General features: G+C 58.6%; 24 protein-coding genes. 16 read left to right on the top strand and 8 right to left on the bottom strand.

Features of this window, described 5'->3' with window-relative positions:
• Positions 1-6: 6 nt before the first annotated feature.
• Genes GWQ29_RS09870 through GWQ29_RS09880 form a run of 3 tightly spaced genes read left to right on the top strand, consistent with a single transcriptional unit; the run spans position 7 to position 2,947 of the window.
• A complete protein-coding gene (locus tag GWQ29_RS09870) occupies positions 7-1,218 on the top strand; it encodes an O-antigen ligase family protein (RefSeq protein WP_275919322.1) in 1,212 nt (403 codons plus the stop codon).
• Positions 1,215-1,898, top strand: coding sequence for a glycosyltransferase family 25 protein (locus GWQ29_RS09875; protein ID WP_265421898.1), 684 nt, complete (start codon positions 1,215-1,217; stop codon positions 1,896-1,898). Before GWQ29_RS09870 ends, GWQ29_RS09875 begins: the two co-directional genes overlap by 4 nt.
• Positions 1,895-2,947, top strand: coding sequence for a glycosyltransferase family 9 protein (locus GWQ29_RS09880; protein WP_265421897.1), 1,053 nt, complete (start codon positions 1,895-1,897; stop codon positions 2,945-2,947). The genes GWQ29_RS09875 and GWQ29_RS09880 overlap by 4 nt, the downstream gene beginning before the upstream one ends.
• On the opposite strand, the gene GWQ29_RS09885 is transcribed toward GWQ29_RS09880, so the two are convergent.
• Both GWQ29_RS09885 and GWQ29_RS09890 read right to left on the bottom strand, forming a co-directional pair.
• Positions 2,922-3,986, bottom strand: a complete 1,065-nt coding sequence (locus GWQ29_RS09885; RefSeq protein WP_265421896.1) for a glycosyltransferase family 9 protein — start codon at positions 3,984-3,986, stop codon at positions 2,922-2,924. The genes GWQ29_RS09880 and GWQ29_RS09885 overlap by 26 nt on opposite strands.
• Before the next feature lie 167 nt (positions 3,987-4,153).
• Positions 4,154-5,017 (bottom strand): YicC/YloC family endoribonuclease, encoded by an 864-nt coding sequence (locus GWQ29_RS09890; protein WP_021138509.1) that lies wholly within the window; start codon positions 5,015-5,017, stop codon positions 4,154-4,156.
• 290 nt (positions 5,018-5,307) lie between these two features.
• Here GWQ29_RS09890 and rph point away from each other — a divergent pair, with 290 nt between their 5' ends.
• From rph to GWQ29_RS09945, 11 genes are all read left to right on the top strand, one after another.
• On the top strand, positions 5,308-6,024 hold the full coding sequence (gene rph, locus GWQ29_RS09895; RefSeq protein WP_219593140.1) for a ribonuclease PH: 717 nt from the start codon (positions 5,308-5,310) through the stop codon (positions 6,022-6,024).
• A 75-nt stretch (positions 6,025-6,099) separates the two neighbouring features.
• A complete protein-coding gene (gene pyrE, locus GWQ29_RS09900; protein ID WP_275909096.1) occupies positions 6,100-6,753 on the top strand; it encodes an orotate phosphoribosyltransferase in 654 nt (217 codons plus the stop codon).
• 193 nt (positions 6,754-6,946) lie between these two features.
• The gene (locus GWQ29_RS09905; protein WP_275919323.1) at positions 6,947-9,376 is read left to right on the top strand and encodes a heavy metal translocating P-type ATPase; all 2,430 of its coding nucleotides are present in this window, start codon (positions 6,947-6,949) and stop codon (positions 9,374-9,376) included.
• Positions 9,377-9,766: a Cu(I)-responsive transcriptional regulator gene (cueR, locus tag GWQ29_RS09910; RefSeq protein WP_275919324.1), complete on the top strand. Its 390-nt coding sequence runs from the start codon at positions 9,377-9,379 to the stop codon at positions 9,764-9,766.
• An 84-nt stretch (positions 9,767-9,850) separates the two neighbouring features.
• Positions 9,851-11,005 (top strand): diguanylate cyclase, encoded by a 1,155-nt coding sequence (locus GWQ29_RS09915; RefSeq protein ID WP_181455381.1) that lies wholly within the window; start codon positions 9,851-9,853, stop codon positions 11,003-11,005.
• Between the two features lie 30 nt (positions 11,006-11,035).
• Positions 11,036-11,299, top strand: a complete 264-nt coding sequence (locus tag GWQ29_RS09920) for a YihD family protein (protein WP_005318183.1) — start codon at positions 11,036-11,038, stop codon at positions 11,297-11,299.
• A 196-nt stretch (positions 11,300-11,495) separates the two neighbouring features.
• A complete protein-coding gene (gene ccoG, locus GWQ29_RS09925; protein WP_275919325.1) occupies positions 11,496-12,947 on the top strand; it encodes a cytochrome c oxidase accessory protein CcoG in 1,452 nt (483 codons plus the stop codon).
• Positions 12,948-13,031: 84 nt separating this feature from the next.
• Positions 13,032-14,021 carry a serine/threonine protein kinase gene (locus GWQ29_RS09930; RefSeq protein WP_059113820.1) on the top strand — a complete coding sequence of 330 codons (990 nt, stop codon included), beginning with the start codon at positions 13,032-13,034 and terminating at the stop codon, positions 14,019-14,021.
• A 377-nt stretch (positions 14,022-14,398) separates the two neighbouring features.
• Positions 14,399-15,007, top strand: a complete 609-nt coding sequence (locus GWQ29_RS09935; RefSeq protein ID WP_005318191.1) for a thiol:disulfide interchange protein DsbA/DsbL — start codon at positions 14,399-14,401, stop codon at positions 15,005-15,007.
• 156 nt (positions 15,008-15,163) lie between these two features.
• Complete coding sequence (locus GWQ29_RS09940) at positions 15,164-15,796, top strand: TetR/AcrR family transcriptional regulator (protein WP_265461688.1); 633 nt, start codon at positions 15,164-15,166, stop codon at positions 15,794-15,796.
• Positions 15,797-15,845: 49 nt separating this feature from the next.
• Positions 15,846-16,829 (top strand): MDR family oxidoreductase, encoded by a 984-nt coding sequence (locus GWQ29_RS09945; RefSeq protein WP_265461779.1) that lies wholly within the window; start codon positions 15,846-15,848, stop codon positions 16,827-16,829.
• Between the two features lie 111 nt (positions 16,830-16,940).
• Here GWQ29_RS09945 and GWQ29_RS09950 read toward each other — a convergent pair whose 3' ends face one another.
• From GWQ29_RS09950 to GWQ29_RS09970, 5 genes are all read right to left on the bottom strand, one after another.
• On the bottom strand, positions 16,941-18,470 hold the full coding sequence (locus GWQ29_RS09950; RefSeq protein WP_275919409.1) for an ABC transporter permease subunit: 1,530 nt from the start codon (positions 18,468-18,470) through the stop codon (positions 16,941-16,943).
• Complete coding sequence (locus GWQ29_RS09955; RefSeq protein WP_275919326.1) at positions 18,470-19,231, bottom strand: ATP-binding cassette domain-containing protein; 762 nt, start codon at positions 19,229-19,231, stop codon at positions 18,470-18,472. Before GWQ29_RS09955 ends, GWQ29_RS09950 begins: the two co-directional genes overlap by 1 nt.
• Positions 19,228-20,073, bottom strand: coding sequence for a putative selenate ABC transporter substrate-binding protein (locus tag GWQ29_RS09960; protein WP_275919327.1), 846 nt, complete (start codon positions 20,071-20,073; stop codon positions 19,228-19,230). The genes GWQ29_RS09955 and GWQ29_RS09960 overlap by 4 nt, the downstream gene beginning before the upstream one ends.
• Positions 20,074-20,197: 124 nt before the next feature.
• Positions 20,198-21,376 carry a nicotinate phosphoribosyltransferase gene (gene pncB / locus GWQ29_RS09965; protein ID WP_021138499.1) on the bottom strand — a complete coding sequence of 393 codons (1,179 nt, stop codon included), beginning with the start codon at positions 21,374-21,376 and terminating at the stop codon, positions 20,198-20,200.
• Positions 21,377-21,477: 101 nt separating this feature from the next.
• A complete protein-coding gene (locus tag GWQ29_RS09970; RefSeq protein ID WP_275919328.1) occupies positions 21,478-22,113 on the bottom strand; it encodes a nicotinamidase in 636 nt (211 codons plus the stop codon).
• A gap of 74 nt (positions 22,114-22,187) precedes the next feature.
• Between GWQ29_RS09970 and GWQ29_RS09975 the strand changes: the two genes are divergently transcribed.
• Entirely contained in the window at positions 22,188-22,838 is a 651-nt protein-coding gene (locus tag GWQ29_RS09975) for an NUDIX hydrolase (protein WP_011898224.1), read from the top strand.
• Positions 22,835-23,332 carry a DUF523 domain-containing protein gene (locus GWQ29_RS09980; RefSeq protein ID WP_275919329.1) on the top strand — a complete coding sequence of 166 codons (498 nt, stop codon included), beginning with the start codon at positions 22,835-22,837 and terminating at the stop codon, positions 23,330-23,332. The genes GWQ29_RS09975 and GWQ29_RS09980 overlap by 4 nt, the downstream gene beginning before the upstream one ends.
• A gap of 158 nt (positions 23,333-23,490) precedes the next feature.
• On the opposite strand, the gene GWQ29_RS09985 is transcribed toward GWQ29_RS09980, so the two are convergent.
• Complete coding sequence (locus GWQ29_RS09985) at positions 23,491-24,390, bottom strand: acyltransferase (RefSeq protein WP_265461693.1); 900 nt, start codon at positions 24,388-24,390, stop codon at positions 23,491-23,493.
• Positions 24,391-24,448: the final 58 nt, after the last annotated feature.

Consider the following 24,448-nt stretch of genomic DNA (forward strand, 5'->3'; position numbering starts at 1 on the left):
TAATTGATGTCCATTAGAAGCTTCGAACTGCTCGACAAAGCTACGACAGCCTTGTTTGCGCTGGTAATTATGTTTTCCTTTTGCGGCCTTTTTTTGGTGCCAGCAGGCCAGACAATTCTTTCCAATCTACTCGTCGTGGCATCCGTATTTGGTCTGCTAAATTACTTTGTTGGTAAAAAGCGAAACGTCGGACTTGAGGACCAGCGTATTCTCTGGGTATTGGCAGCCTATGCAGCCATGATTTTTGTAAACCGGCTGATCCATGGTGATCAATATGGTGTGATGCGTGGTTTATTCTATGTTGTCGTGTTTGCGTTGATGATACCACGCAAGCCAGCTCTGTTGACATTGGGCTATGCTGCGATTGTCACTGGGGGTATTGGCTTGGGTATTATGAGCCTCTGGCAATATCAGAGTGGTATTGTCAGAGTTGAAGGATTTACCAATGCCATTCTCTTTTCGCAGGCTGCATTGACACTGGCGATATTGAACTGGTTTGTGTTCCAGCAGAGGCAACTGTTGCGCTGGATGAGGTATGGCGCCTTGGTCGCTTTGGTGGCGGCCCTGTTTGCTCTCTACCTGTCCCAGAGTCGGGGGGTCTGGTTGGCCCTCGCTGGTATCGTTGGTTATGTCATTTGCTACAAGGCGTTATTCAAACCATGGAAATATATTGCCATAGCAATACTGTGCATCGCATCCATGGGCATTACTTACCATACCAGTCAATTGGTACAACTCAGGGTCGCATATGCGGTTTCTGATCTTAATTTGGCTGAAAAAGGATCGTATAACTCTTCGTGGGGTTTGAGGGTCGTTGCATGGCATAGTGCTTGGCTTGGGTTTCTGGATGCACCAGTTACCGGAGTGGGTACTAATGGTTTTGATGCATTGAAACAAGAGCAGGTCGCGCGAGGATTGGTTCCTCCATTGGCTCTGAATGCTGCCTTGGCACATGCTCACAGTCAATATATGCAGAACCTGGTTATTCGAGGTGGGATAGGCTTTGTCATGCTAGTAATATTCCTTTTCCTTCCTCTATGGTTATCCATGAAAAAAATGGGTGGAGATGCAGCATGTGTTCTGATTCCACTTTCCTTTGCCATCAGTGCATTCAGCGACGTGCCATTTGAACATCAAGACATACTATATCTATATGTCTTGAGTATGATATTTGTTTGGTATTCATTTGAAGTAAAAGTAAATGAGAGCGCATTATGATTCCGATATTTGTCATTAGTCTTTCTCGAAGTCAAGATCGGCGAGCAATGCTTATTAAACAGATGAAGCATCTTGGCCTTGAATTTACATTTTTCGATGCAGTCGATGGTAAATCATTGAGTGATGCTGAGTTGCAGCATGTTGACTTTCCCCTTGCCCGTGAGACGTGCGGTCACGATCTCAGCATGGGCGAAGTAGGCTGTGCCATGAGTCATATCAGGTTGTATGAGATGATGGTGGAAAAAAACATAGAGCGTTGTGTGGTGCTGGAGGATGATATATATCTCCATATGCACTTCAACGCGATTGTGGAGAGCACCATTGCTAGTTGTCATTCTGAGATTATTTTCTTGTATCATGGCAAAGCCAAATGTTGGCCATGGATGAAGCCTTTGCCCGAGGGATATCGTCTTGCAAGATATCGCACCCCAAGTCGTAGCTCTAAACGTGGAATAATCTCTACTGCTGGTTATATATTGACATTGTCTGGTGCTAAAAAATTATTAAGCAAGGCATATCCAATCAGAATGCCATCTGATTATCTGACCGGGCGGTTGCAATTGAATGGACTGATTGCATCCGGAGTTGAGCCGAGCTGCATGGATGTAGGATTGTTTGAGACAACGATCGATGATCGCAACTATGGTCCTCACCTGGCTAACCGAGAGGTCGAATCGTGATTGGATATCTGCAGCTATTACGCGACCGGATTCGTCGGGCTTTGGGAATTCTTTTTTTTGACAAGAAGACTCCTCTTGGCTTACAAGGAGACATAAGTCATATTTTAGTTATTCGTTGGGATGCCAAGATCGGCGATTCATTTGCCTCATCATTTTTCTTCCGAGAGCTGAAAAAGCTGCCTGATAAATTCATTACTGTTATTACCTCCCCTGCCTTGGCACCTTTGTATCGAGAGGCGTTCGGCGTTGACAATGTGATAGAAGTAACTAAAAGGCCAAGTTACAAAACTCTTTGCGATATAGCCTTGTCAATTCCGCATGTGGATCTGGCAATACATCTCACTGAAGGGATGAAGATGAAAGACTTATACTTTTTGTATAAGTTATCGCCAACCAATATCGCATCGCTGGATGATAATATCGCACGGGTAAATATAAAGCTCTCTGATACTACCAAGGGCATGCTATTTCAAGAGAAATATACATACCTATTGAACATGTTAGGGTTAATGGATGTAGATACTACATATATCATCCCAGATGTTGCTAGAGAGAAGGTTATATCTGGCTGCGACAATAGTATTGTCATCAATCCTTTTGGTAGCACGCGTTACAAGTCCATGTCACAAGAAAAGGTAACGGAAATGCTGACTGTTTTGGGTCGGTGTTTCCCCACTCGTCATTTTGCTCTACTTTCCTCACCGGCCACTCGTGAGGATGCACAGAAAATGATAAATGGTTGTGGTGCAAACAATGTAGCGCTACTGGAAGGGGTTAATACAATTGAGGATGCAATTTATTGCATTCGGGCAGCCAACGTGGTTATTTCGGTCGATACTGCCATCGTTCATATCGCAGCCGGACTAAAAAAACCACTGATCGCTATTTACCCACTACATGGGAATGAGTTCAATCAATGGCTACCAAGTCCCTCACCCTTAACCAAGGTGATATTTAGCCACTCTCCCGGCATCAATGCGGATATGAACAATGTAGAAAGTCATGCAATATCTGACGCGCTTTCTATGTTGCTTTCAGTTGAGCAATAAGTGTACTCAGTCTTTCCGTCACCATCTCGGGAGTAATGAGGCGATAGAGTTGTTCATTCGTGCCATTTTTATTCAGTGCTGATAGCTGGTCAGTTTCTGCCCCCTTGGCATCGAACACATCAATGGCTTGATAACGGGGGTGGTTGACCGGGTTGGCGATGATTTTGTCGCCGCCCGGGGCGACTATGGTCAGCAGGGGCAGGTCGATGGCCTGGGCCATGTGGCGGGGGCCGGTATCGTTGCCGACAAACAGCTGGCAATGGGCGAACAGTCCCACCAGCTCCCGCACCGAGCGGGTCTTGATGTGGTCAAACACGCTGGCCTGCAGCTCGGTTGACAGCAGCGGTTTGAGGCTGCGGTTGTACTCTTCTTCTCCCGGCCCGCAGTAGATCAGGATCTGGGCGTTGTGCTGTTCGATGAGCCATTGGGCAACCTGGGCGAAGCAGTCGATGGGCCAACGCTTGTAGTGCCCCAGCGAGTTGACCCCCATGGCGATCAAGGGTCGCGCGGGATCGACGCCGGCCGCCTGCAAGGTTTCACGTCCCTGCTGTTTTTCTTCCTCACTCAGCCAGAGATGGTAATTGCGATCTTCCCTGGCCAGTTTGAGCGGTTTTAGCAGCGAGAACCTGTCGTCAACCAGGGTGCTGTTGCCCTGGAATTCTGTGTCTTTGCGAAAGCGCACTATGCGGTTGTGTCCGAGCCGCCAGGGGAAGGAGTCAAATCCTATCCGCAACCTGGCGCCGGAGAAGAGGCAAGTCAGCAGACCGATCATCTGGCCCTGGCTGTTGACCACCACGTCATAGTTTTCGCGGCGGATATCCAGCAGCAGGTCCTTCATGTAACGCCAGTCGTTGCGCTTGGCTTTCTCGATGACGATGAGTCGATCGATATTGGGATTGCCCTGCGCCATACCCGCGCAATAGTCCATGACCAGATAGTGAACTTCCCCGGTTGGCTCGTTCTGCTTGAGGTTGTTGCACAGCGCGGTGGAGATCAGCACATCCCCTATCTGCTTGGTTTGTACTACAAGGTATTTCATAAGGCAGGCCTCAATAGAGGTCGTTGTTGATCATCAGCGTGCCAGCATACCGCACAAGCGAGTCAGATGCTGTCGGCTCTGAGTGAAAATCTGATCTGGCTCAAGCCAATGGTGGCGTAGTGCGAACACAAAGTAGAAGCCCGTCGATGACGGGCTTCTTGCATCCATCACTCTATGTTCTGGATCTGCTCTCTCATCTGTTCGATGAGCACTTTCAGCTCGACGGCGGACTGGGTCACGTCGGCGTTGATGGATTTCGAACCGAGCGTGTTCGACTCGCGGTTGAACTCCTGCATCATGAAGTCGAGACGACGGCCACAGGCGCCACCCTTCTTCATGATTTTGATGGTCTCACTGATGTGCATCTCCAGACGATCCAGCTCTTCGGCTACATCGATCTTCTGGGCCAGCATCACGATTTCCTGCTCGATGCGAGCCGGATCCAGCTCTACCTTGGCTTCGGCCAGACGGTCGGTGAGCTTCTGGCGCTGCCACTCGATGATCTGCGGCAGGTGCACGCGTACTTTCTTCACTTCCACCTGAATGCCATCCAGACGCTGCTGGATCAAGTTCTTGAGGTTGGCACCCTCGCTGGCACGGGAGGCGATGAAATCCTCCATGGTTTGGTCAAACCCGCCGAGCAGCTCGGTGGCGACCGCATCCATATCCTGCTCGGCGGCGGCCATGACACCAGGCCAGCGCAGCACGTCAACCGGGTTGAGCTGGCCCTGGCCCGCTTCTTTCATTACCCAGTTGGCGCTGTCGATGATCAGCTTGGCCAGCTCTTCATTGATGTGCAGCTGGCTGGCGGCGGCCTGAGCGGCTTCGAAACGCAGGTTGCACTCCACCTTGCCGCGCTGCAGCTTGGCGCGGAAACGTTCACGCAGCACCGGCTCCAGGCTGCGCAGTTGCTCCGGCAGGCGAATGTAGGTTTCCAGATAGCGCTGGTTGACCGAACGAATTTCCCAAACGGCTGTGCCCCAGTCGCCCTTGAATTCCTTGCGGGCGTAGGCGGTCATGCTGTGAATCATTGATTGTTCCGGGCTTGATGAAGTGTGCGGCCAGTATACTCAGCCAGACTTGTCCCGTCAGCCATAGCCGTGGCTTTAGAACCCGTTCCGGCTTTTGTGGGCCAGTATTGAGCCGGGCCCGGTGCTGCCTTGGCTCATGAACGAGGGTGATAGGCGCCGGTTTCTGCGTGGTTCCTCACCTTTGAGATGACTGTTCTTGACCGATCATGAACGGCTTCTTAGCGGCTGATATTTGGGGCTGGATCACTTATACTCCTTCGCCAATTTGAGCCAGCCCAGAGGTCCGTTCCATGTCACGTCCCAGCGATCGCAGTGCCGCGCAACTTCGCCCGGTTACCATTACCCGCAATTTCACCAAACATGCAGAAGGCTCAGTGCTGGTGGAGTTCGGTAACACTCGCGTGCTCTGCACCGCCAGCGTCGACACCAGCGTACCGCGCTTCCTGAAAGGGAAGGGTCAGGGTTGGGTCACTGCCGAATACGGCATGCTGCCGCGCTCCACTCACTCCCGGATGAACCGCGAAGCGGCCGCCGGCAAGCAGAGTGGCCGTACTCTGGAGATCTCCCGTCTGATCGCCCGCTCCCTGCGTGCGGCGGTAGACCTGACTGCGCTGGGCGAGCACTCCATCACCGTTGACTGCGACGTGCTGCAGGCAGATGGTGGCACTCGCACTGCAGCTATTACCGGTGCCTGCGTGGCGCTGGTGGATGCGTTGAACTGGATGGTCGAGAAGGGCATGATCAAGCAGAGCCCGCTCAAGCAGATGATCGCAGCCGTCTCCGTCGGCATGTATCAGGGTGAAGCCATCTGCGATCTGGAGTACATCGAAGACTCCGCCGCCGAGACCGACATGAACGTGGTGATGACCGAAGATGGTCGCATCATAGAGGTGCAGGGCACCGCGGAGGCCGAGCCCTTCACCCATGAGGAGCTGCTGGCGATGCTGGGGCTCGCCAAGGGCGGCATTGAAGAGATCATTGCGCTGCAGAAGCAGTCACTCTCCTGATTTTAAAAACGCGGCATTGACCGCGTTTTTTTATACCCCCACACAAGTAAACGACAAGCCAAGCAAGGAGCCAGAATGAAAGCCTACCAGCGTCAATTTATCGAGTTCGCCCTGGAGAAGCAGGTCCTCAAATTCGGTGAATTCACCCTGAAATCCGGTCGTAAAAGCCCCTACTTCTTCAACGCAGGTCTGTTCAACAGCGGCCGCGATCTGGCCCGCCTCGGCCGCTTCTATGCCGCCGCCCTGATGGATGCCGGCATCGAGTTCGATGTGCTGTTTGGCCCGGCCTACAAGGGGATCCCCATCGCCTCCGCCACCGCCGTACAGCTGGTGGAGCAGCACGATATGGATGTGCCCTGGTGCTTCAACCGCAAGGAGGCCAAGGATCACGGCGAGGGCGGCAATCTGGTGGGCAGCCCGCTCAAGGGGCGCATCATGCTGGTGGATGACGTCATCACCGCCGGTACCGCCATCCGCGAATCCATGGATCTGATCCAGGCCAACGGTGCCTCCCTGGCTGGCGTACTGATCGCGCTGGACCGTCAGGAGAAGGGCAAGGGCGAGCTCTCCGCCATCCAGGAGGTGGAGCGTGACTACGGCGCCCACATCATCGCCATCATCCAGATGAGCGACCTGATCCAGTATCTGGAAGAGAAGCAGGCCGAGCAGCCGGCGCTGGCGGAGCAACTGGCCGCCATGAAGGCGTACCGCGCCCAGTACGGAATTTAATCGCCCGCTGTTCTAGCGCTAACAAGCCATGCATCGGCGCTCGCCTCTTGCCCGGGTAATCCGGCAGGGGGCGGGCGCCGTTTTTTTTTATGTTTAAAAAGTGTGTGTCGTGGCTTGAGCTTACCCTTACAGTAAAGGTTAGGGTTTGTCGGTCGGCAGCCAGTTTGGCCGATTGGTTCCGAGGAGGAACATCATGACCACCCAGATTCAAGACCCCATTCATCTGCAACTGCCGCTCAGCGGCATGAGCTGCGCCAATTGCGCCAGCCGCATCAGCACTGCCCTTAACCAGCTTGAGGGAGTAACGGCCACCGTCAACTTCGCGCTGGAGCAGGCGGCCATCGAGTTAGGTGACCCGGCCCGCTTGCCCGAAGTACTCGACAGCATTACCGGGCAGGGTTATGGCTACGGCCACGAGACCCTCTCCTTCCAGATCAGCGGCATGACCTGTGCCGGTTGCTCCGCACGTCTCAACAAGATGCTGGCGGCATTGCCTGGGGTTATTTCGGCTGAGGTCAATTTCTCCATCGAGCAGGCCCGCATTACCCTGGTGCCGGGTATGCAGACGCCGGCCTTGTTGCGCGAACGTATAGAGGCGCTCGGCTTTGGAGCCCAGTTGGCGCAGGGCTCTGCCAGCGGTCGCCGCCAGCAGTTGCAGGCGCGGGAGGTGCAGGAGGCTGCCGCCGCACACAAGGCGCTGATCCAGGTTGTTATTTCAGCTCTGCTGACTCTGCCGCTGCTGGTGGGCATGATCGCCATGGCGGGGCTGCTGCCCTGGCATCTGCCCGCCTGGCTGGAGCTGGTGCTCGCTACCCCGGTGCAGTTCTGGATTGGGGCCCGCTTCTATCGCGGCGCCTGGCTCGCCATCAAGAACCGCTCCGCCAACATGGATGTGCTGGTGGCGACCGGCACCAGTGCTGCCTACTTCTACAGCCTCTACCTGCTGCTGACGTTGGGGATGGCCGCCAGCGGCAAGCTCTATTTCGAAGCGAGCGCCATCATCATCACGCTCATTTCGTTGGGGAAACTGCTGGAGGCGCGCGCCCGCCGCAGCACCCAGTCCGCCATTCGCGAGCTGATGGCGCTGCGGCCGGAAACCGCCACCGTCTGGCGTGGCGAACGCTGGCAGAGCCTGGCCATAGATGAAGTGCTGCGCGGCGATCGGTTGCGGGTGCTGGTGGGCGAGCGGGTGCCTGTGGATGGCAAGATAGTGAGCGGCGCAAGCGATCTCGATGAGTCTATCCTCACCGGTGAGAGCCTGCCGGTACCGCGCAGTGTCGGGGAGAGCGTGCTGGGCGGCGCCATCAACCGTTCCGGCGTGCTGGAGATCGAAGCCACTACTGTGGGGGAGGATTCCAGCCTCAGCAAGATCATCGCCTTGGTGGAGAGCGCCCAGATGGGCAAGGCACCGCTGCAACAGCTGGTGGACAAGGTGTCCGCCGTGTTCGTGCCTGTGGTGATGGCCATAGCCCTGTTCACCCTGCTGGTGTGGTACGCCATCGGCAACGACTTTGGTCAGGCACTGCTGGCTGCCGTAGCCGTGCTGGTGATCGCCTGTCCCTGTGCGCTGGGGCTGGCGACGCCGGCAGCCATAGTGACAGGCACCGGGGTGGCGGCCCGTCACGGCATTCTGATCAAAGATGTAGATACCCTGCAGAAGGCCCACGCCATCAAGGCTCTCATCTTCGACAAGACAGGTACCCTCACTCAGGGGCGGCCCGTGTTGGCAAGCTGGAGCGGCAATGCCGAGCAGTTGCGCCTGGCAGCCGCCCTGCAGCAGGCGAGCGAGCATCCGCTGGCACTGGCCATGCGTGAGGCGGTCGGCACAGACGTGGTGCTGCCCCAGCCGGAGGAGGTCGAGGTGCGGGTCGGTGCCGGGATCAAAGGCCAGGTGGCGGGCCATGAAGTGGCCATCGGCAATGCCTCCCTGCTGGCCCAGCTCGGGATTGAGCAGCCGCAGCAGGATGAAGAGCCTGCTGACGGTGCTACCCGGGTCTGGGTTGCCATCGACGGCGTGGCCGTCGGCATCGCCGCCCTGGCCGATACCTTGAGGCCAGAGAGCCCGGAAGCCATTTCCACCCTGCGCCAGCGTGGCATCGCCAGCTGGCTGGTGAGCGGCGATGCGCCGGCACCCGTGGCCCATATCGCCGCCAAGCTGGGGCTGGACGGAGCCTTTGACTCCGTGCTGCCTGCGGGCAAGGTGGAAAAAGTGGAGGCGCTGCGCGCCCGCACCCAGGGGCTGGTGGCCATGGTGGGGGACGGAGTGAACGACGCCCCTGCGCTGGCGGCGGCGGACGTGGGCATCGCCATGGGATCCGGCTCCGATGTGGCAATGGAGACTGCCTCCATCACGCTCATGCGATCTGACCCTCGCTTGGTGGCCGATGCCATCGACATCTCTGCAGCCACCTGGCGCACCATACAGCAGAACCTGTTCTGGGCCTTCGTGTTCAATATCATCGGCATTCCGCTGGCGGCACTGGGCTATCTCAGCCCCGAGCTGGCGGGGGCGGCCATGGCCCTGAGCAGCATTACCGTTTTGAGCAATTCCCTGTTACTGAAACGCTGGCAGCCCAAGGCGGCGCACACACCAGCCCTCATCCAGATTGGTAAGGAGACATAAATGAATATCAGCAAGGTTGCCAAGGCCACGGGGCTGACCGCCAAGACGATTCGCTACTACGAGAGTATCGGCCTCATTTCAGCCCCTGTACGCAGCGACAACGGTTATCGCAGCTACACGGAGGGCGCGTTGCGGGAGCTGCGCTTCGTCAAGCGTGCGCGGGAGACAGGCTTCAATCTGGAGGAGTGCCAGGAGCTGTTGGCGCTCTATCGGAACGAGCACAGAACCAGCGCTCAGGTGAAGAAGCTGGCGCAGGAGAAAATGGTCGATCTGCGCAGCCGCATCGCAGGCTTGCAAGCCATGCTGACCTCCCTCGAAGGGCTTGTCTGTTGCTGCCACGGGGACGAAAATCCTGAGTGTCCTATCCTGGACGAGCTGGAACGCGGTTGACTAACCGCTTAATAACAGACGTTTTATTGTTGGCCCGGAAGGGGGAGTGGTAGACTGTGCGGCTCTTGTACAGGGAGCATGCAGTTGACTCAGAGTGTGACACGTCAGGTGAAGCAGGCCATCATGGCCCAGCTTTATACTCACTCCTCATTCAGCCTGCCTTGCCTGGGCCTGCTGGCACTCGGCTGGAGCCTGCTGTTCCACGATTACCTGCCCGCTGGCGAGGCACTCGGCTGGTTGGCTCTGGTCTGCCTGCTGCTGCTGTGTCGAGGCTGGCACCTGCGCTGGCGTCAGTCCAGTCTGACGCAGACCCCCTTGCCAGTGCTGGAACGCGAGCTGTTCATCGGGGTCACCATTACCTCCATCATCTGGGCGCTCGGTGTGCTGCTCTACATGGACAAGTTGCCCGACACCTATCGTGCCGCCATGATGATGCTCTCCAGCCTGATCCTCACTGGCAGTGCCATCATGCTGTTTGGCAGCCGCCGCTCTCTCTATGGCGCCGTTTTGCCACTCGGGCTTGCCATGCTGTTCGAGCTGGGGGCCGGCAACGAGCAGGAACGGATCGTCTCCTGCATGCTGGCAGGCTATCTGTTTGTCTTCTTGCCGACCCTGCTGCGCCGTCTGCGGCGGGATCAGGTCGCCTCTCTCTACCACCGCTTCTCCAACGCCGATCTGGTGGCCGAGCTGAAGGCGGTCTCCGAGCATTTGCGTCTCACCTCCCGCCTCGACGGCCTGACCGGCATCGCCAACCGCGCCCACCTTGACGACTCTCTGGAACGGGCCTGGCGTCGCTGCCATCGTGCCCGGGCACCTCTGTCGCTGGTGCTGGTAGATGTGGATTATTTCAAGCAATTCAATGATCTGTACGGTCATCAGCAGGGTGACGAGTGTCTGCAACGGGTGGCGGCGCTGCTGGCCGAGGTGCAGCGTCGCGAGGATGATCTCGCCGCTCGTTACGGCGGGGAGGAGTTCGCTCTGTTGCTGCCCTGTACCAGCATGCAGGGGGCCTTGCAGATTGCCGAAAACGTGCGGATGGCCCTCAAGGATCTGGGTATCCCCCACCAGAAATCCCTGGTCTCTGGCCGGGTCAGTTGCAGCTTCGGGGTCGCCACTCTGGTGCCGGATCAGAGCGGCTCCATCGCGGAGCTTATCCAAAAAGCGGATGCGGCCCTCTATCAGGCCAAGCATAATGGGCGGGATCGTATCGAAGTAGCCTTGATGGGTAAGGTTGCCTGAGTTTCACATGACAGATTAAAGAGGTTGTCTATGCAATGTCATCGTATCGAAGAGCTGCTGGAGTTGTTGCAGCCTGCCTGGATCAAGGAACAGGATCTCAGCCTGGTGCAGTTTGTTGCCAAACTGGCGGCGGAAGCTGGCTATGACGGCGCCTTGTCCGACCTGACCGACGACATGCTGATCTACCACCTCAAGATGCGGGAATCCGACAAGCAGGCGATGATCCCGGGTCTGGCCAAGGATCATGTTCCCGATTTCAAGGAAGCCCTGCTCAAGGCTCGCGGTATCAAGTGATCCCGGCTCGGTACAAACCGGGCTGAGTGGTTTCAAGAGAATCTCAACGAGAGGTGTATCGTCAACCGGCGATATGCCTTTTTTGTTGCTGAAAATTGCGACACGACTCGAACATTAGATACATCTTACCCACACAATTAGCAGGCTGTTTAAGATATAATCCGCTCCATAACAAATAAGGGAGCTGTGTCTTGCAATGGCCGATCATGAAAAAATCGATATCAAGGATGTGACTGACAAGAGCGTCACCGGGACTTTCAACCCGAACACGTTCAAAGCCAGCGATGACAGGTTCAATCCCGGCAACCGCATTTACGTGAGGGCACAGGCCGGCTATTGGCAGCGGATGCGCAAGGTCATGGGCTGGTTCTTCGTGGTGCTCTTCGTCGCCTTGCCCTGGTTGCGCTATGACGGTCGTCAGGCCGTGCTGTTCGATGTTGGCCATCAGCAGTTCCACATCTTTGGTGCCACCATCTGGCCGCAAGATCTGACCCTGCTGGCCTGGATCTTCATGATCGCCGCCTTTGCCCTCTTCTTCGTGACCACCTTCCTCGGCCGGGTCTGGTGCGGCTATCTCTGCCCGCAGACGGTCTGGACCTTCATGTTCATCTGGTTTGAAGAGAAGCTGGAAGGGGCTGCCAACAAGCGGCGCAAGCTGGATGCCGCCCCCTGGAGTGGCGAGAAGCTGGCCCGCAAGGGGGCCAAGCATCTGGCCTGGATCCTGTTATCCCTCGGTACCGGTCTCACTTTCGTCGCCTATTTCCAGGATGTGACCGAGCTGGTGCCCGACTTCTTTACCCTGCAGGCGAGTGGCTGGGTCATCTTCTGGGTACTGTTTTTCACGGCTTGTACCTACGGCAATGCCGGCTGGATGCGTGCCATCATGTGTATCCACATGTGCCCCTATGCACGCTTCCAGTCAGCCATGTTCGACAAGGATACCTTCATCGTCGGCTACGACACCAAGCGTGGTGAGACCCGGGGTGCCCGTAGCCGCAAAGCGGATCCCAAGGCGCTGGGGCTGGGGGATTGCATCGATTGCGACCTCTGCGTTCAGGTCTGCCCGACCGGTATCGACATCCGCGATGGCCTGCAGTACGAGTGCATCAACTGCGGTGCCTGCGTCGACGCCTGCGACCAGACCATGGATCGGATGGGCTATCCGAAAGGGCTGATCAGCTACACCACAGAGCACAAGCTGGCCCATAACAGCACCCATGTGGCACGGCCCAAGCTGCTCGGTTATGGCCTGGTGATGGTCATCATGCTGGGAGTGTTCGTCTACAACGCCATGTCCATCATGCCCATGGGGCTCGACATACTGCGGGATCGCAACCAGCTGTTCCGCGAGAACAGCGAGGGGCTCATCGAGAACACCTATACCCTCAAGATCCTCAACAAGACATTGCATGCCCAGACCTATCAGCTGGATGTGGAGGGGCTGCCGGAGCATGAGTGGTTCGGCCCCCGTGAAGTGACCCTGAAGGCGGGCGAGATCTACACTCTGCCGGTGAGCGTGGCGGTCGATCCCTTCAACCTGAAGAAGCCGACCCTGGATATACAGTTCGTGCTGAAACGGGATGGGGCGGCAGCCGATGACAGCAAGGGCACACTGCGTCAGGCCAGCAAGTTTATCAGCCGACTGTAATGGGAATAGTTGGTGCAACTGATTGGTTTGGAACGCCATTGAGCTTAGTGGTGATAGAATGGGGCGCAACGGCGCCCCTTTTTAATGGTGGATGACATGCGTTTCAACTATTCCGACCTTACTCCCGACCTCATCATGGATGCGCTGGATCTCAGTGGTCTGCGACTCGACTCCGGCCTCATCGAGCTCAACAGTTACGAAAACCGGGTCTATCAGTTTCAGGACGAGGAGCGCCGCCGCTATGTGGTGAAGTTCTACCGTCCCGGTCGCTGGAGCCGGGCCCAGATCCTGGAAGAGCACGACTTTGCCGCCCGACTCAATGAGGCGGAGATCCCGGTCGCTGCGCCGCTCTCCTTCGCGGGCGAAACCTTGCTGGAGCATCAGGGCTACCCCTTTGCCATCTGGCAGAGCGTGGGAGGCCGCCAGTTCGAGGTGGACAACCTGGATCAGCTGGAGTGGGTGGGACGTTACCTTGGCCGGATTCACCAGATCGGTGCCAGCCGATCCTTCCATCACAGGGTTCGGCTGGATGTGGAGAGCATGCTGCACGAACCGCGCGAGCTGCTGGCGTCCGGCGAGTGGCTGCCGAGCGGGCTGGCCAAGCAGTTCTTCGGTGTGCTCGACGAGCTGATCAAGCACGTCTGTGATGCCATGACTCTGGATGTGGCACAGATCTCCCTGCATGGTGACTGTCATCCGGGCAATATTCTGTGGCGTGATGGCCCCATGTTTGTCGATCTCGACGACTGCCGCACCGGCCCCGCCATCCAGGATCTCTGGATGATGCTGAGCGGCGAGCGCCACGAGCAGTTAATCCAGCTCGACACCCTGCTGGCCGGCTATGAGGAGTTCATGGAGTTCGACCCGCGCGAGCTGGCCTTGATTGAGCCGCTGCGGGCCATGCGCATCGTTCACTATATGGCCTGGCTGGCACGGCGCTGGGACGACCCTGCGTTTCCCCGTCACTTCCCCTGGTTCAATACCGACCATTACTGGCGTCAGCAGATTGCGACCCTGCATGATCAACTGGCCGCGCTCAAGGCTCCGCCGTTGACCCTGACGCCAGGGTGGTGACATATCAGGAGTGCTGATGGGTGCCCGCAGACCGCGATACCTGCCGCACGATCAACTGGCTGCGCTCAAGGCGCCACCGTTGACCCTGACGCCGGGGTGGTGACATATCAGGAGTGCTGATGGGTTCCCGCAGATCGCGATACCTGCCGCACGATCAACTGGCCGTGCTCAAGGCACCACCTTTGACCCTGATGCCGGGGTGGTGAACGAGGGCGCGTCGGCATAAGCCCACAGCGATTGTCTGTCGATGACGCTCTCTGCCGTGGCGCCTGCTGGTGTGGCCCTTTGCCATTGACGTCTGAGTGGTGACGCAATAGGCTTGGCACTGCTTCGGTTCGCCGGGCGTGCCTCACAGTGATCCCTTAACAGGAAACGTCATGAAAAAAGTACTATTTTTCCTCGCTGCCATGCTGATGATCCCCATGGTTCACGCCGCCCCCGAATTCAAGGAAGGCGTTAACTATGACGTGGTCAAACAGACAGGCAGTGCCCAGCCGGAAGTGGTGGAGTTTTTCTCCTACTACTGCCCGCACTGCGCGACCTTCGAGCCGATCGTTGAACAGTTGAAAGCGGGGATGCCAGAAGGCGTTCCCCTCAAGAAGAACCCGGTGGCCTTCCTGGGCCGCGAAATGGGTCCGGAAATGCAGCGCGCCTATGCCCTGGCCAGCCTGCTGAATGTTGAAGCCAAGCTGACCCCGGCTATCTTCAACAAGATCCATACCCAACGCCAGTATCCGCAGAGCCGCGCGGATGTGAAGCAGATCTTCCTGGATAACGGCGTGCCGGCTGAAGAGTTCGACGGTGCCGTCGACAGCTTCGCCGTATCCGGCATGGTGTCCCAGTTTGATCGCAACACCGAGAGCTACAACATTCGCGGTGTGCCGGCCTTCCTGGTCAACGGCAAGTACATGGTTAAGATCGAATCCATTACTTCTCAGGAACAGTTCAGCCAGTTGGTGAATTTCCTGCTGGCCAAGAAAGACTGATCCCGCTGTACTCCATGAAAAAGCCCGCCGGTGCAAACCGGCGGGCTTTTTGTCTGTTTGAACCCGGGATCATGCGGTGACAACCAGCTGTGTTGGCAACGGTAATGATGATTCAGAAACTTGTATTTTAAAAACGATCGGTCTAATGTTGTTGCCATGGATACAATTCGCCCTTCACCTCGTCGCCGTGGTCGACCTCCACGCCAGCGGGACCATCAACTTGATACTCGCGATTTACTGTTGCGGGCGGGACTGATTGTGCTGACTGAAAAGGGTTTTTCAAGCAGTGGTCTCGATGAGATCCTCAAGCAGGCCTGCGTACCCAAGGGATCTTTTTATCACTATTTCGACAGTAAGGAAGCGTTTGGCAAAGCACTTATTGACTGCTATGCCAGTTATTTTGTGCGCAAGCTGGAGCGTCATCTGCAAAACCCGGCGTTGTCTCACCTTGATCGCATCGCTGCCTTTATTGCCGATGCGCAGGAAGGCATGCAGCGATATGAATTCAAACGAGGTTGTCTTATCGGTAACCTCGGCCAGGAAATGGGAAGCTTGCCAGAAAGTTTTCGTGAACAACTTGGCGGGGTGTTCCGCGACTGGCAGCAACGTTTTACCCGTGTCCTTGAGGCGGCACAAGCTGCCGGTGAAATATGCCCTCAGGTTGACTGCTCTCAAATGGCCGCATTTTTTTGGATTGGTTGGGAAGGTGCGGTGCTGAGAGCCAAGTTGGAGCGCAGCAATGAGCCGTTGCAACTATTTGCCGCCTGCTTCTTCCGCAGTATCAGGTGATTTTTTTTATAATTTAATAGGCGATCGGTCTAATTGTTGGGAGAAAAGCATGTTTAAAGGCATTGTGATCAGAAAAGATGAGGCTGGCTATCGCGCAGCAGTTGAAAGCATCGAGGAAACACAGTTACCGGACGGTGATGTGCGGGTGAAGGTTGATTATTCCACCCTCAACTATAAAGACGGGCTCGCCATTACCGGTAAAGGGCCGGTCGTCCGCAAGTTTCCCATGGTGCCCGGCATCGATCTGGTCGGGACTGTGGTCACCTCATCACATACTGATTATCAGGCGGGTGATCGGGTTTTGCTCAATGGTTGGGGGGTGGGTGAAGTGCATTGGGGGGGCCTGGCTCAGCAGGTGAGTGTGAAAGGAGAGTGGCTGGTCCCCATGCCCGCACAGATTAGCCCGCAGCAGGCCATGGCTATCGGCACCGCAGGTTATACCGCTATGTTGTGTATCATGGCGCTTGAGCGACATGGCCTCAAGCCTGCGGATGGAGACATTCTGGTTACGGGGGCGGCAGGTGGCGTCGGTAGCGTTGCCATCGCGGTGCTTGCCAAGCTGGGTTATCGTGTTGTCGCTGTGAGTGGTCGTACCGCCGAGCAGGACTACTTCATGCAGCTAGGCGCCAGCGAAGTGCTGGATCGCGCCGAGTTTGCCAATCCGGGTCGGCCGCTTGGCAAAGAGCGTTGGGCGGGTGCCATTGATGTCGTGGGCAGTCACACGCTTGCCAATATCTGCGCGACAACCCGTTATCGTGGCATCGTTGCCGCGTGTGGACTGGCGGGTGGCATGGACTTTCCGGCAAGCGTTGCTCCCTTTATCTTGCGCGGCGTCACCTTGGTAGGGATCGATAGTGTCATGTGCCCACGTGCCGAACGGTTGGAAGCCTGGTCGCGTCTGGGGCAAGATCTGGATATGACCAAGCTGGATCTGATTGTGCGGGAAATAGGGTTGAATGACGTCATTCCTACCGCAGCCCAGTTAATAGAGGGATCAGTGAGAGGGCGGGTTATCGTGGACGTCAATCGCTGATAGCTGCCACGAAACAACGACACGGTCATCATGGCTTGTCACATTAGCACAGGCCATGATGACACCACCGCTTCGTCACCTTTCACCAAGGGCTTCGTGCCCCACTCATGCTTATTCTTCGCTTCGGCATGCCATTCGTTGTGCTCCTCGATAATGACGACCGGCGCTTTCCGCCAGCCAGACCAGCAGCAAGATGGCCAGGATCAGGGTGGCTGCCTGATCGTAACGGAACAGGCTGAGCGACACATAGAGCTGCTGCCCCAGCCCCCCTGCGCCCACCACCCCGAGTATGGTGGCGGCCCTCAGGTTCATCTCGCCGCGATAGAGGCTGTAGGCTAGCCACTGGCGTGACACCAGTGGAAACAGCCCGTACCAGAAGCTGGCCGTGGGGCCGGTGCCGCTCAATTGCAGGGCGAGGCGAGGGGCCTGATCCGCGTTCTCCAGCGTCTCCACGAACAGCCGGGCCAGCACGCCAGTGGTGTGCAGGGTGAGCGCCAGTATGCCCGCCACCGGCCCCAGCCCGACCGCGATCACCAGCAGGCTGGCGAAGATGAGCTCCGGCACGGATCGCAGCAGGTTGAACAGCAGCCTCAGTGGCCAGCAGTGGCGGGCGAGACAGGCCAGCGGCAGGGCCAGCAGGGCGCTCAACAGGGTACTCAGCAATGCCATCTGCACCGTATCGAGCAGGCCAAGGCCGACTGTTCGCAGAAAAGGCCCCGACCAGTCCGGTTGCAGAAACTCGCCGATGAACCGGCCCAGCCCGCCGAAGGAAAAACTCAGCATGCGCCAGTCGAGCTGGTGGAGTGCCATGGCGCTGGCCAGCCCCAGGCAGGCAAGCAGTTGCAAGCCGGGGGAGCGGGTGTAGCGCAGCCAGGCGCTGAGGCCGTCGGCCAGGGTCACCAGCAGGATGAAGGCCAGCAGCAGGGTCACTACCTCACCACCGGCAAACATGCGCAACGAGAGTTCGAGCTGCTGGCCGAGCCCGCCAGCACCGACGAAACCCATGATAACGGAGGCGCGCAGAGCACACTCCCAGCGATAGACGGTGTAGGAGAGCAGCTCCTGGCGCACCGCGGGCAGCACGCCGTACCAGAGCGCCTGCAGGCGGCCGCTGCCGCCGAGTAGCAGGGCGCGGGCCGGTTGCAGGGCGCCGCTCTCCATGATCTCGTTGTAGACCTTGGCCAGCATGCCGCCGTAGCTGACGGCGATGGCCAGGATGGCGGCCAGGGGCCCGAGCCCCGACAGACGCACGAACAGCAGCGCCCAGATGAGCTCGGGCAGGCTGCGCAGCAGAATGGCGATGAGCCGGCTGAAGGCGCGCAAGGCGCCGCGCAGCGGGCTGGGAATAGGCCCCAGCTCGGCCAGCGACAGGGCGCGGGAGCCGAGCAAGGCGAACGGAATGCCGAGCAGCAGGGCACCGGCCAGCCCCAGAGTCGCCACGGCCAGACTCTCCAGGGTAGCGGTCAGGGTCAGGGCCAGAAAGTCCTGATCCAGGCGGGGTGGCCAGCTGGTGGCGAGAAAGTTGCCCATCTGCCGCCAGCTCTGGCCATCGAGCAAGCCCAGCCAGCCGTCGGCCTGCTGCCACAGGCTGTAGCCGACCAGGGCCAGCAGCCAGGGCAGGGGATGGCGCCAGCGGCTCATCAGCCGATACACGGCAATGCCTCCTGATCACCGGCGTAGAGGGCGGCCAGCATGGCCGGGGTGACGGCGGCGGCGGGGCAGTCGAACTGCACCCGCCCCTCGCGCAGGCCTATGATGCGGGGGAAGCGCTCGAGGGCCAGTTCGACCGCGTGCAGGCTGGCGATCAGGGTGCTGCCGCGCGTGCGGGCTTGCGCCAGCAGGGCATCCAGGCTGCTTTGGGCGAGTACGGGATCGAGGGCGGAGACAGGTTCATCGGCCAGCATCAGATCCGGCTGCTGATAGAGCACCCGGGCTATGCCGACCCGCTGCAACTGGCCACCGGAGAGCTCGCAGCAGCGCTGCTGCCACTTGTCGGCGAGGCCGAGGCGGGCCAGTTCGGCCCGTGCACCGTCCGGATCGCAGGGGCGCAGCAGCGAGAGCAGGGCGCGAACGAGGGACCAATGGCCGAGTCTGCCAGCCAGCACGGCAGTCACCACCGGCTGGGAGGCGGGCAGCGGAGGCTGCTGCCAGACCATGCCGATCCGGCTGCGCAGCCGCTGGCGGGCCCGGGTGGAGAGGGCCCAGGGATCTTCCCCCCACAGGGAGAGTGCCAGCTCACCGCGCAGCTCTGTGCCGATCAGCCGCAGCAGGCTGGTCTTGCCCGCGCCGCTCGGCCCTATGATGGCGACACACTCCCCCGCCTCGATCTGCAAGCGAAGCGGATGCAGGATGCGACTCTCGCCGAGCCGCAGCCCTGCTCCATTCAGCGCAACGGCGATCACTTCAGCAGACCGGCCTGGGTCGCGGCCGCTTCTATGCCCTGGTAGTTCTCGGGCTTGGTTTCGATGAAACGGCTGGCCCGTTGCAGCTTGAGGATCTCGGCCTGGGCCGGGACGGCAGGATCCAGGCTGAGGAAGGCCTGCTTGATTTTCTCCTGCAGTGCCGGATCCAGGTCGCCGCGCACCGTCCAGTTGTAATCAAAGTAGGTCGGCGTGGTCCAGATCACCTTCACCTTGGCGGTATCGACCTTGCCCTCTTCCACCAGCTTGTCCCACACGGAGGCGTTGAGCGCACCGGCCGGCACCTTGCCGGAGGCGACCCAGGCAACGGTGGCGTCGTGAGCGCCGGAGAAGGCGACATGTGCGAAGTCACGTTCCGGATTGATGCCCTGCTCGGCCAGAAAGTGGCGCGGCATCAGGTGACCCGAGGTGGAGGAGGGGGAGCCGAAGGCGAAGTCCTTGCCCCTGGTGTCGGCCAAGGTCTTGATGCCGCTGTCGGCATTGGCGATGAATTTGGAGGTGAACTGGGCATCCTCCTGGCGTTGGACCAGCGGCACTACCTTGTCGGCCCTACGATGGGCCTGCACATAAGTGAAACCCCCGAGCCAGGCCATGTCGAGTTTGCCGGCAGCCAGCGCCTCGACCACGGCGGCGTAATCGTTGACCGGTACGAACACCACCTCGCGCCCCGTCTTCTCGGCCAGATATTCTCCCAGCGGGGCGAACTTGCGCTGCAACTCGGTGGGGGCTTCGTCCGGGATGGCGGATACCCGCAGCGGTTCGGTGGCAGTGGCGCCCAGGCTGGCCAGCAGTGTGGTGAGGGCAAATATCCATTTAGAGGTCATGGGCAGTTCCTTGTGGTCTGTCGTTCGGGCAAGAGAAAGGCCCGACACCAGTCGGACCTTTCAAGAGGGTCATGGTAGGGGGCCACCGGCGCTCTGCGCAAGATGGGCTCCTCAAAAAGGCACGTTACACCCCAACGTGGAAGGCCTGCTTGAGGTTGCGGATGAAGTCCGCATCCCGGCACAGGGTCTTGCCCGGGCTGTCGGAGATCTTGGCGACCGGGCCGCCGTTGCACTCCATCAGCTTGAAGACGATGTTCATGGGGCTGACACCGGGCAGATCGCAGGTGAGCTTGGTGCCGATGCCGAAGCTGGTGTTGATGCGGCCACGGAAGTGGCGGAACAGCTGCACCGCCTTGTCGAGGTTGAGCCCATCGGAGAAGACCAGCGTCTTGTCGGTGGGGTCTATGCCGAGGCGCTGGTAGTGGCTGATGGCCTTCTCGCCCCACACAACAGGGTCGCCGGAGTCGTGGCGCAGACCCTGATAACGGCTGGCCAGCTCAAAGTCAAAATCACGCAGGAAGGCGTCCATGGTGATGCAGTCGGTCAGGGCAATGCCGAGGTGGTTGGTGAATTCGTCCAGCCAGCTGGTGAGGGCGGCGCGCTGGCTGTGCTCGAGCGGGAAGCCGAGCTGCTGGTGAGCCTGAAACCACTCGTGGGCCTGGGTGCCCACGGCAGGTAGTTGGTACTTTTGGGCCAGCAGGTAGTTGCTGGTGCCGCGAAATGCCGGCAGCCGCTCCTTGAGACGGCCCACGACCGCATCCTGCACCGCATGGGAGAAGCGGCGACGGGTACCGAAGTCGATGAGGTTGAACTCGCTCATCTCTTCCGGGCTGAGGTCCTGTTCCAGCTTGTCGATCTTCTGATCGAGCCGATCCAGCGCCTGGCTGACGCCAAACTGGGGGTAGCGGAAGCGGTTGCGCATCTCGCTGATGATGGCGAGCACCGGGATTTCCCACAGGATCACATCCTGCCAGGGTCCTTCTACCCGCACATTGATGCGGCCATCCTGCTCGAATACCTGCAGCAGGGAGGCATCAAGGGGCTTGCGGCGCAGGTGATCCAGGTAGTCGGCGGTGAAGAAGGGGCGCTCGGCCAGAAAATTCAGTTCCGGCCTGGTGAGCCGCAGGGAGCCGGCGAGACGCAGTTGCTCCTCGATCTGGCCCATCATGGGCAGCAGATCTTCTTCGTTGCGGCTGTGGAATTCGGCCACCACCTCGGCATCCGGATAGCGATGGAATACCGCCTGCTGCATATGCAGCTTGTAGGCGTCGGTGTCGAGCAGGCTGGTGAGAATCGGTGGCATATCAGGCTCCCCGCAGGTTGGTGAGCGCGATGACGCGCTCCTGCTGCATAGGTAATGTGCAGGCGCCGGTATCGGCTTGGCGGGTGAGGATCGGCGGCATATCAGGCATCCAGCAGGCGTTGTACATCGATCAAGGTCTGGGCCAGCTCGGCCCCGGCTTCGACCATCTGGGAGTGAGCGCTGGCAACCGTATCCGGGGCTATGCCACGGCAGGCCTCGAGATGGACGATCACCCGAAAACCGGCGTGGCGCAGTTGCAACACGCTGGTCTTGACGCAGTAGTCGGTGGCGAGGCCGCCGACCAGCACGGTAGTGACGCCACGGGCATGCAGGAATTCGATGAGCCCTGTGCTGCGCCGTTCGGCCAGGTCGTGAAAGCAGGTGCCGTAGGGATGCAGATCCGGCTCGACCCCCTTCCAGACGAAGAAGTCGTAATCGATGGGGGCGGGCAGGCCATCCAGCAGCTCGAAGCCTTGGGTGCCGGGCACGCAGTGTACCGGCCAGGTGAGGTCGGCATTGGGCAAGTCCAGCGGCAACAGCATGCCAGCGGGGTCACTGACGGCCCAGGCTGCGTTGGCGGGATGGGAGTCTTTGCTGCCAATACGCAGGGTGGCGAGGGTGGCCTGAGCGTTGAGCGCAGCCACAATATCATCCCCGCCCACGACGGGCAGTTCGTTCGGGCAGAGGGGAGTAAATCCCTTCTGCGCATCAATATCCAGGCTGGCGACGGTTCCCATGATTGGCTCCTTCACATACTATTCGTGTGATATTATCTACCAAACATTAATGGAAGGCGAGCAGGGCGATCGACATGCTGAGAATGAGTCTGGATATGGTGGTGCTGCGGTTGTACGAGGAGCGGCTCGAGCTGTTGCTCGAAACCCGCGATCACCCCCCCTTTGCCAACTGCTGGCAACTGCCGGCACTGCGCATCGACGAGACTCGGGATCGGGACCTGGACACGGCTCGCCATCGCCTGCTGGCGGAGTGGGGGCTCGGTCACTGCTACAGCGAACAGGTTTGCACTCTCGGCAATCTGGAGCGGGATCCCCGTGGCTGGTCCACCGCGCTGGTCTACCTCTGTCTGGTCGATCCGGAAGTCGAAGCCGTGCACGGTTGCTGGCATCCACTCTCGGCCCTGCCCGGCCTCAGCCTCGCCTTCGATCATACCCAGCTTATAGCCAGAGGGCTGGAGAGACTGCGGATCAAGAGTCGCTACAGCACCTTGCCGCTGCAACTGCTGGGGCCCGAGTTCACTCTCTCCGAGGTGCAGCGTGCCTTTGAAATCATCCTGCAAACTCCGATGAACACGGCGGCGTTTCGCAAGCGCATCCATCGCGCCGATATTCTGGTGGATACCGGCCGCAAGCGTACCGGCAAGCAGCGCCCCGCCATCCTCTACCGGTTGGAGAGCCCTTGCTGCGTCATGTTCGATCAGGTGATGCATGGAGCGGAAGCATGAGCAAAGCGCCGCCCCGGGTGCTGGTGAGTGCTTGCCTGCTGGGTCAGCCAGTACGTTACGATGGCCAGAGCAAGGGGATTGTCAGCGACTGGCTGAATGAGCTTGGCGCCGAGGGGCGAACGCAGTCTTTCTGCCCCGAAGTGGCAGGCGGACTGCCGACTCCACGCCCCCCTGCCGAGCGGCAGGACGATCTGGTGCTGACCGCGAGCGGACTGGATGTGACGGCCGAGTTCGATCGCGGTGCCGAGCTGGCTCTTGCGCTCTGTCAGGCACAAGGCATTCGCTTTGCCCTGCTCAAGGAGGGGAGTCCTTCTTGCGGCAGTCGCCGCATCTACAATGGCCGCTTCGAAGGTGTGTCAGTGGCGGGTGAGGGCAAGACCACGGCCCTGCTGCGTCGCAACGGCATCGCAGTGTTCAGCGAGGAGCAGTTGCCAGAACTGGCCTTGGCGCTTGCTTCGGCAATCGCCAAGGAGTCGGACTCAACGCCAAACTGACCCATAGCATCGGCCTGTATCACTTGTGCCCGCACGACGTCAGTTTCCTGCCAACGCGCATTCAGCCATTCCTGAAAACCACTCTCAAACTGTTGCCATGGTCACCAACCTGAAGGCCAGCCCTGCTGCCGGGTAGAGCTGGATTGGTGAGGGGTCTTTTACCGCGCCTTGTCTGCCAGCAGTTGGCTAAGGGTCTGGTCCTTTTCGTGCCAGATCCCGTTCAACCACTGTTGAAACGCCTGTTGGAACTCGGTGTCATTGAAGTAATCCCCTACCAGTTTGCGTTCAATCGGCAGAAAGCGAACCTGAACCTTGATCTCCTTCACCCGACCGCACATGAAGTCCCAGTAACTGGGGATACCACCCGGATAGGCGATGGTCACATCCACCAGTTGATGCAGCTGGTCGCCCATGGCCGCCAGGGTGAAGGCGATGCCACCAGCCCTCGGGTGCAACAGATGGCGATAAGGCGCTGCCTGTTTGTCGTGCTTGTGGGCGGTGAAGCGGGTGCCCTCCACGAAGTTCATCACACTCACCGGAATGTGGCGAAACCTGGCACAGGCCTTTCGGGTTGTTTCTATGTCTTTTCCCTTCAGATGTGGCCTTTTTTCCAGAAATTTACGGGAATAGCGCCGCATGAAGGGGAAGTCCAGTGCCCACCAGGCCAGACCGAGAAAAGGTACCCAAATCAGCTCTTTCTTGAGGAAAAACTTCAGGAAGGGGATTTTTTGATTAAAAACCCGCTGCAATACCAGTATGTCGACCCAGGATTGATGGTTGGCAATCACCATGTACCACTCATCACGGCTTCCTTTGTCCGCGCCGACCACCTCGAAAGAGGTCCCTATGATGGTTTTCTGGATCAGGTTGTTGACACCGATCCAGCAGCTTGCGCAGCCATCCAGCAGAGCGTTGCAGAGGGTACGCCAGCCTTTGAGTGGCAACAGCAGCTTGAAAATGCCCAGCAAGAAGATGGGGATAAACCAGAAGAGGGTGTTGAAAAAATAGAGCAGGGTCGAGAGGCTGCCGCGCAGCCGCTCTATCAGCTTGTTGTGCATGAGTCGGGTCCGTCTCGTTGTCTGTGGGTGGCAACCAAGTGGTCAGATCTGTGACCAT

Source organism: Aeromonas sp. 2HA2, assembly GCF_029237345.1.
GTDB lineage: Bacteria > Pseudomonadota > Gammaproteobacteria > Enterobacterales > Aeromonadaceae > Aeromonas > Aeromonas salmonicida.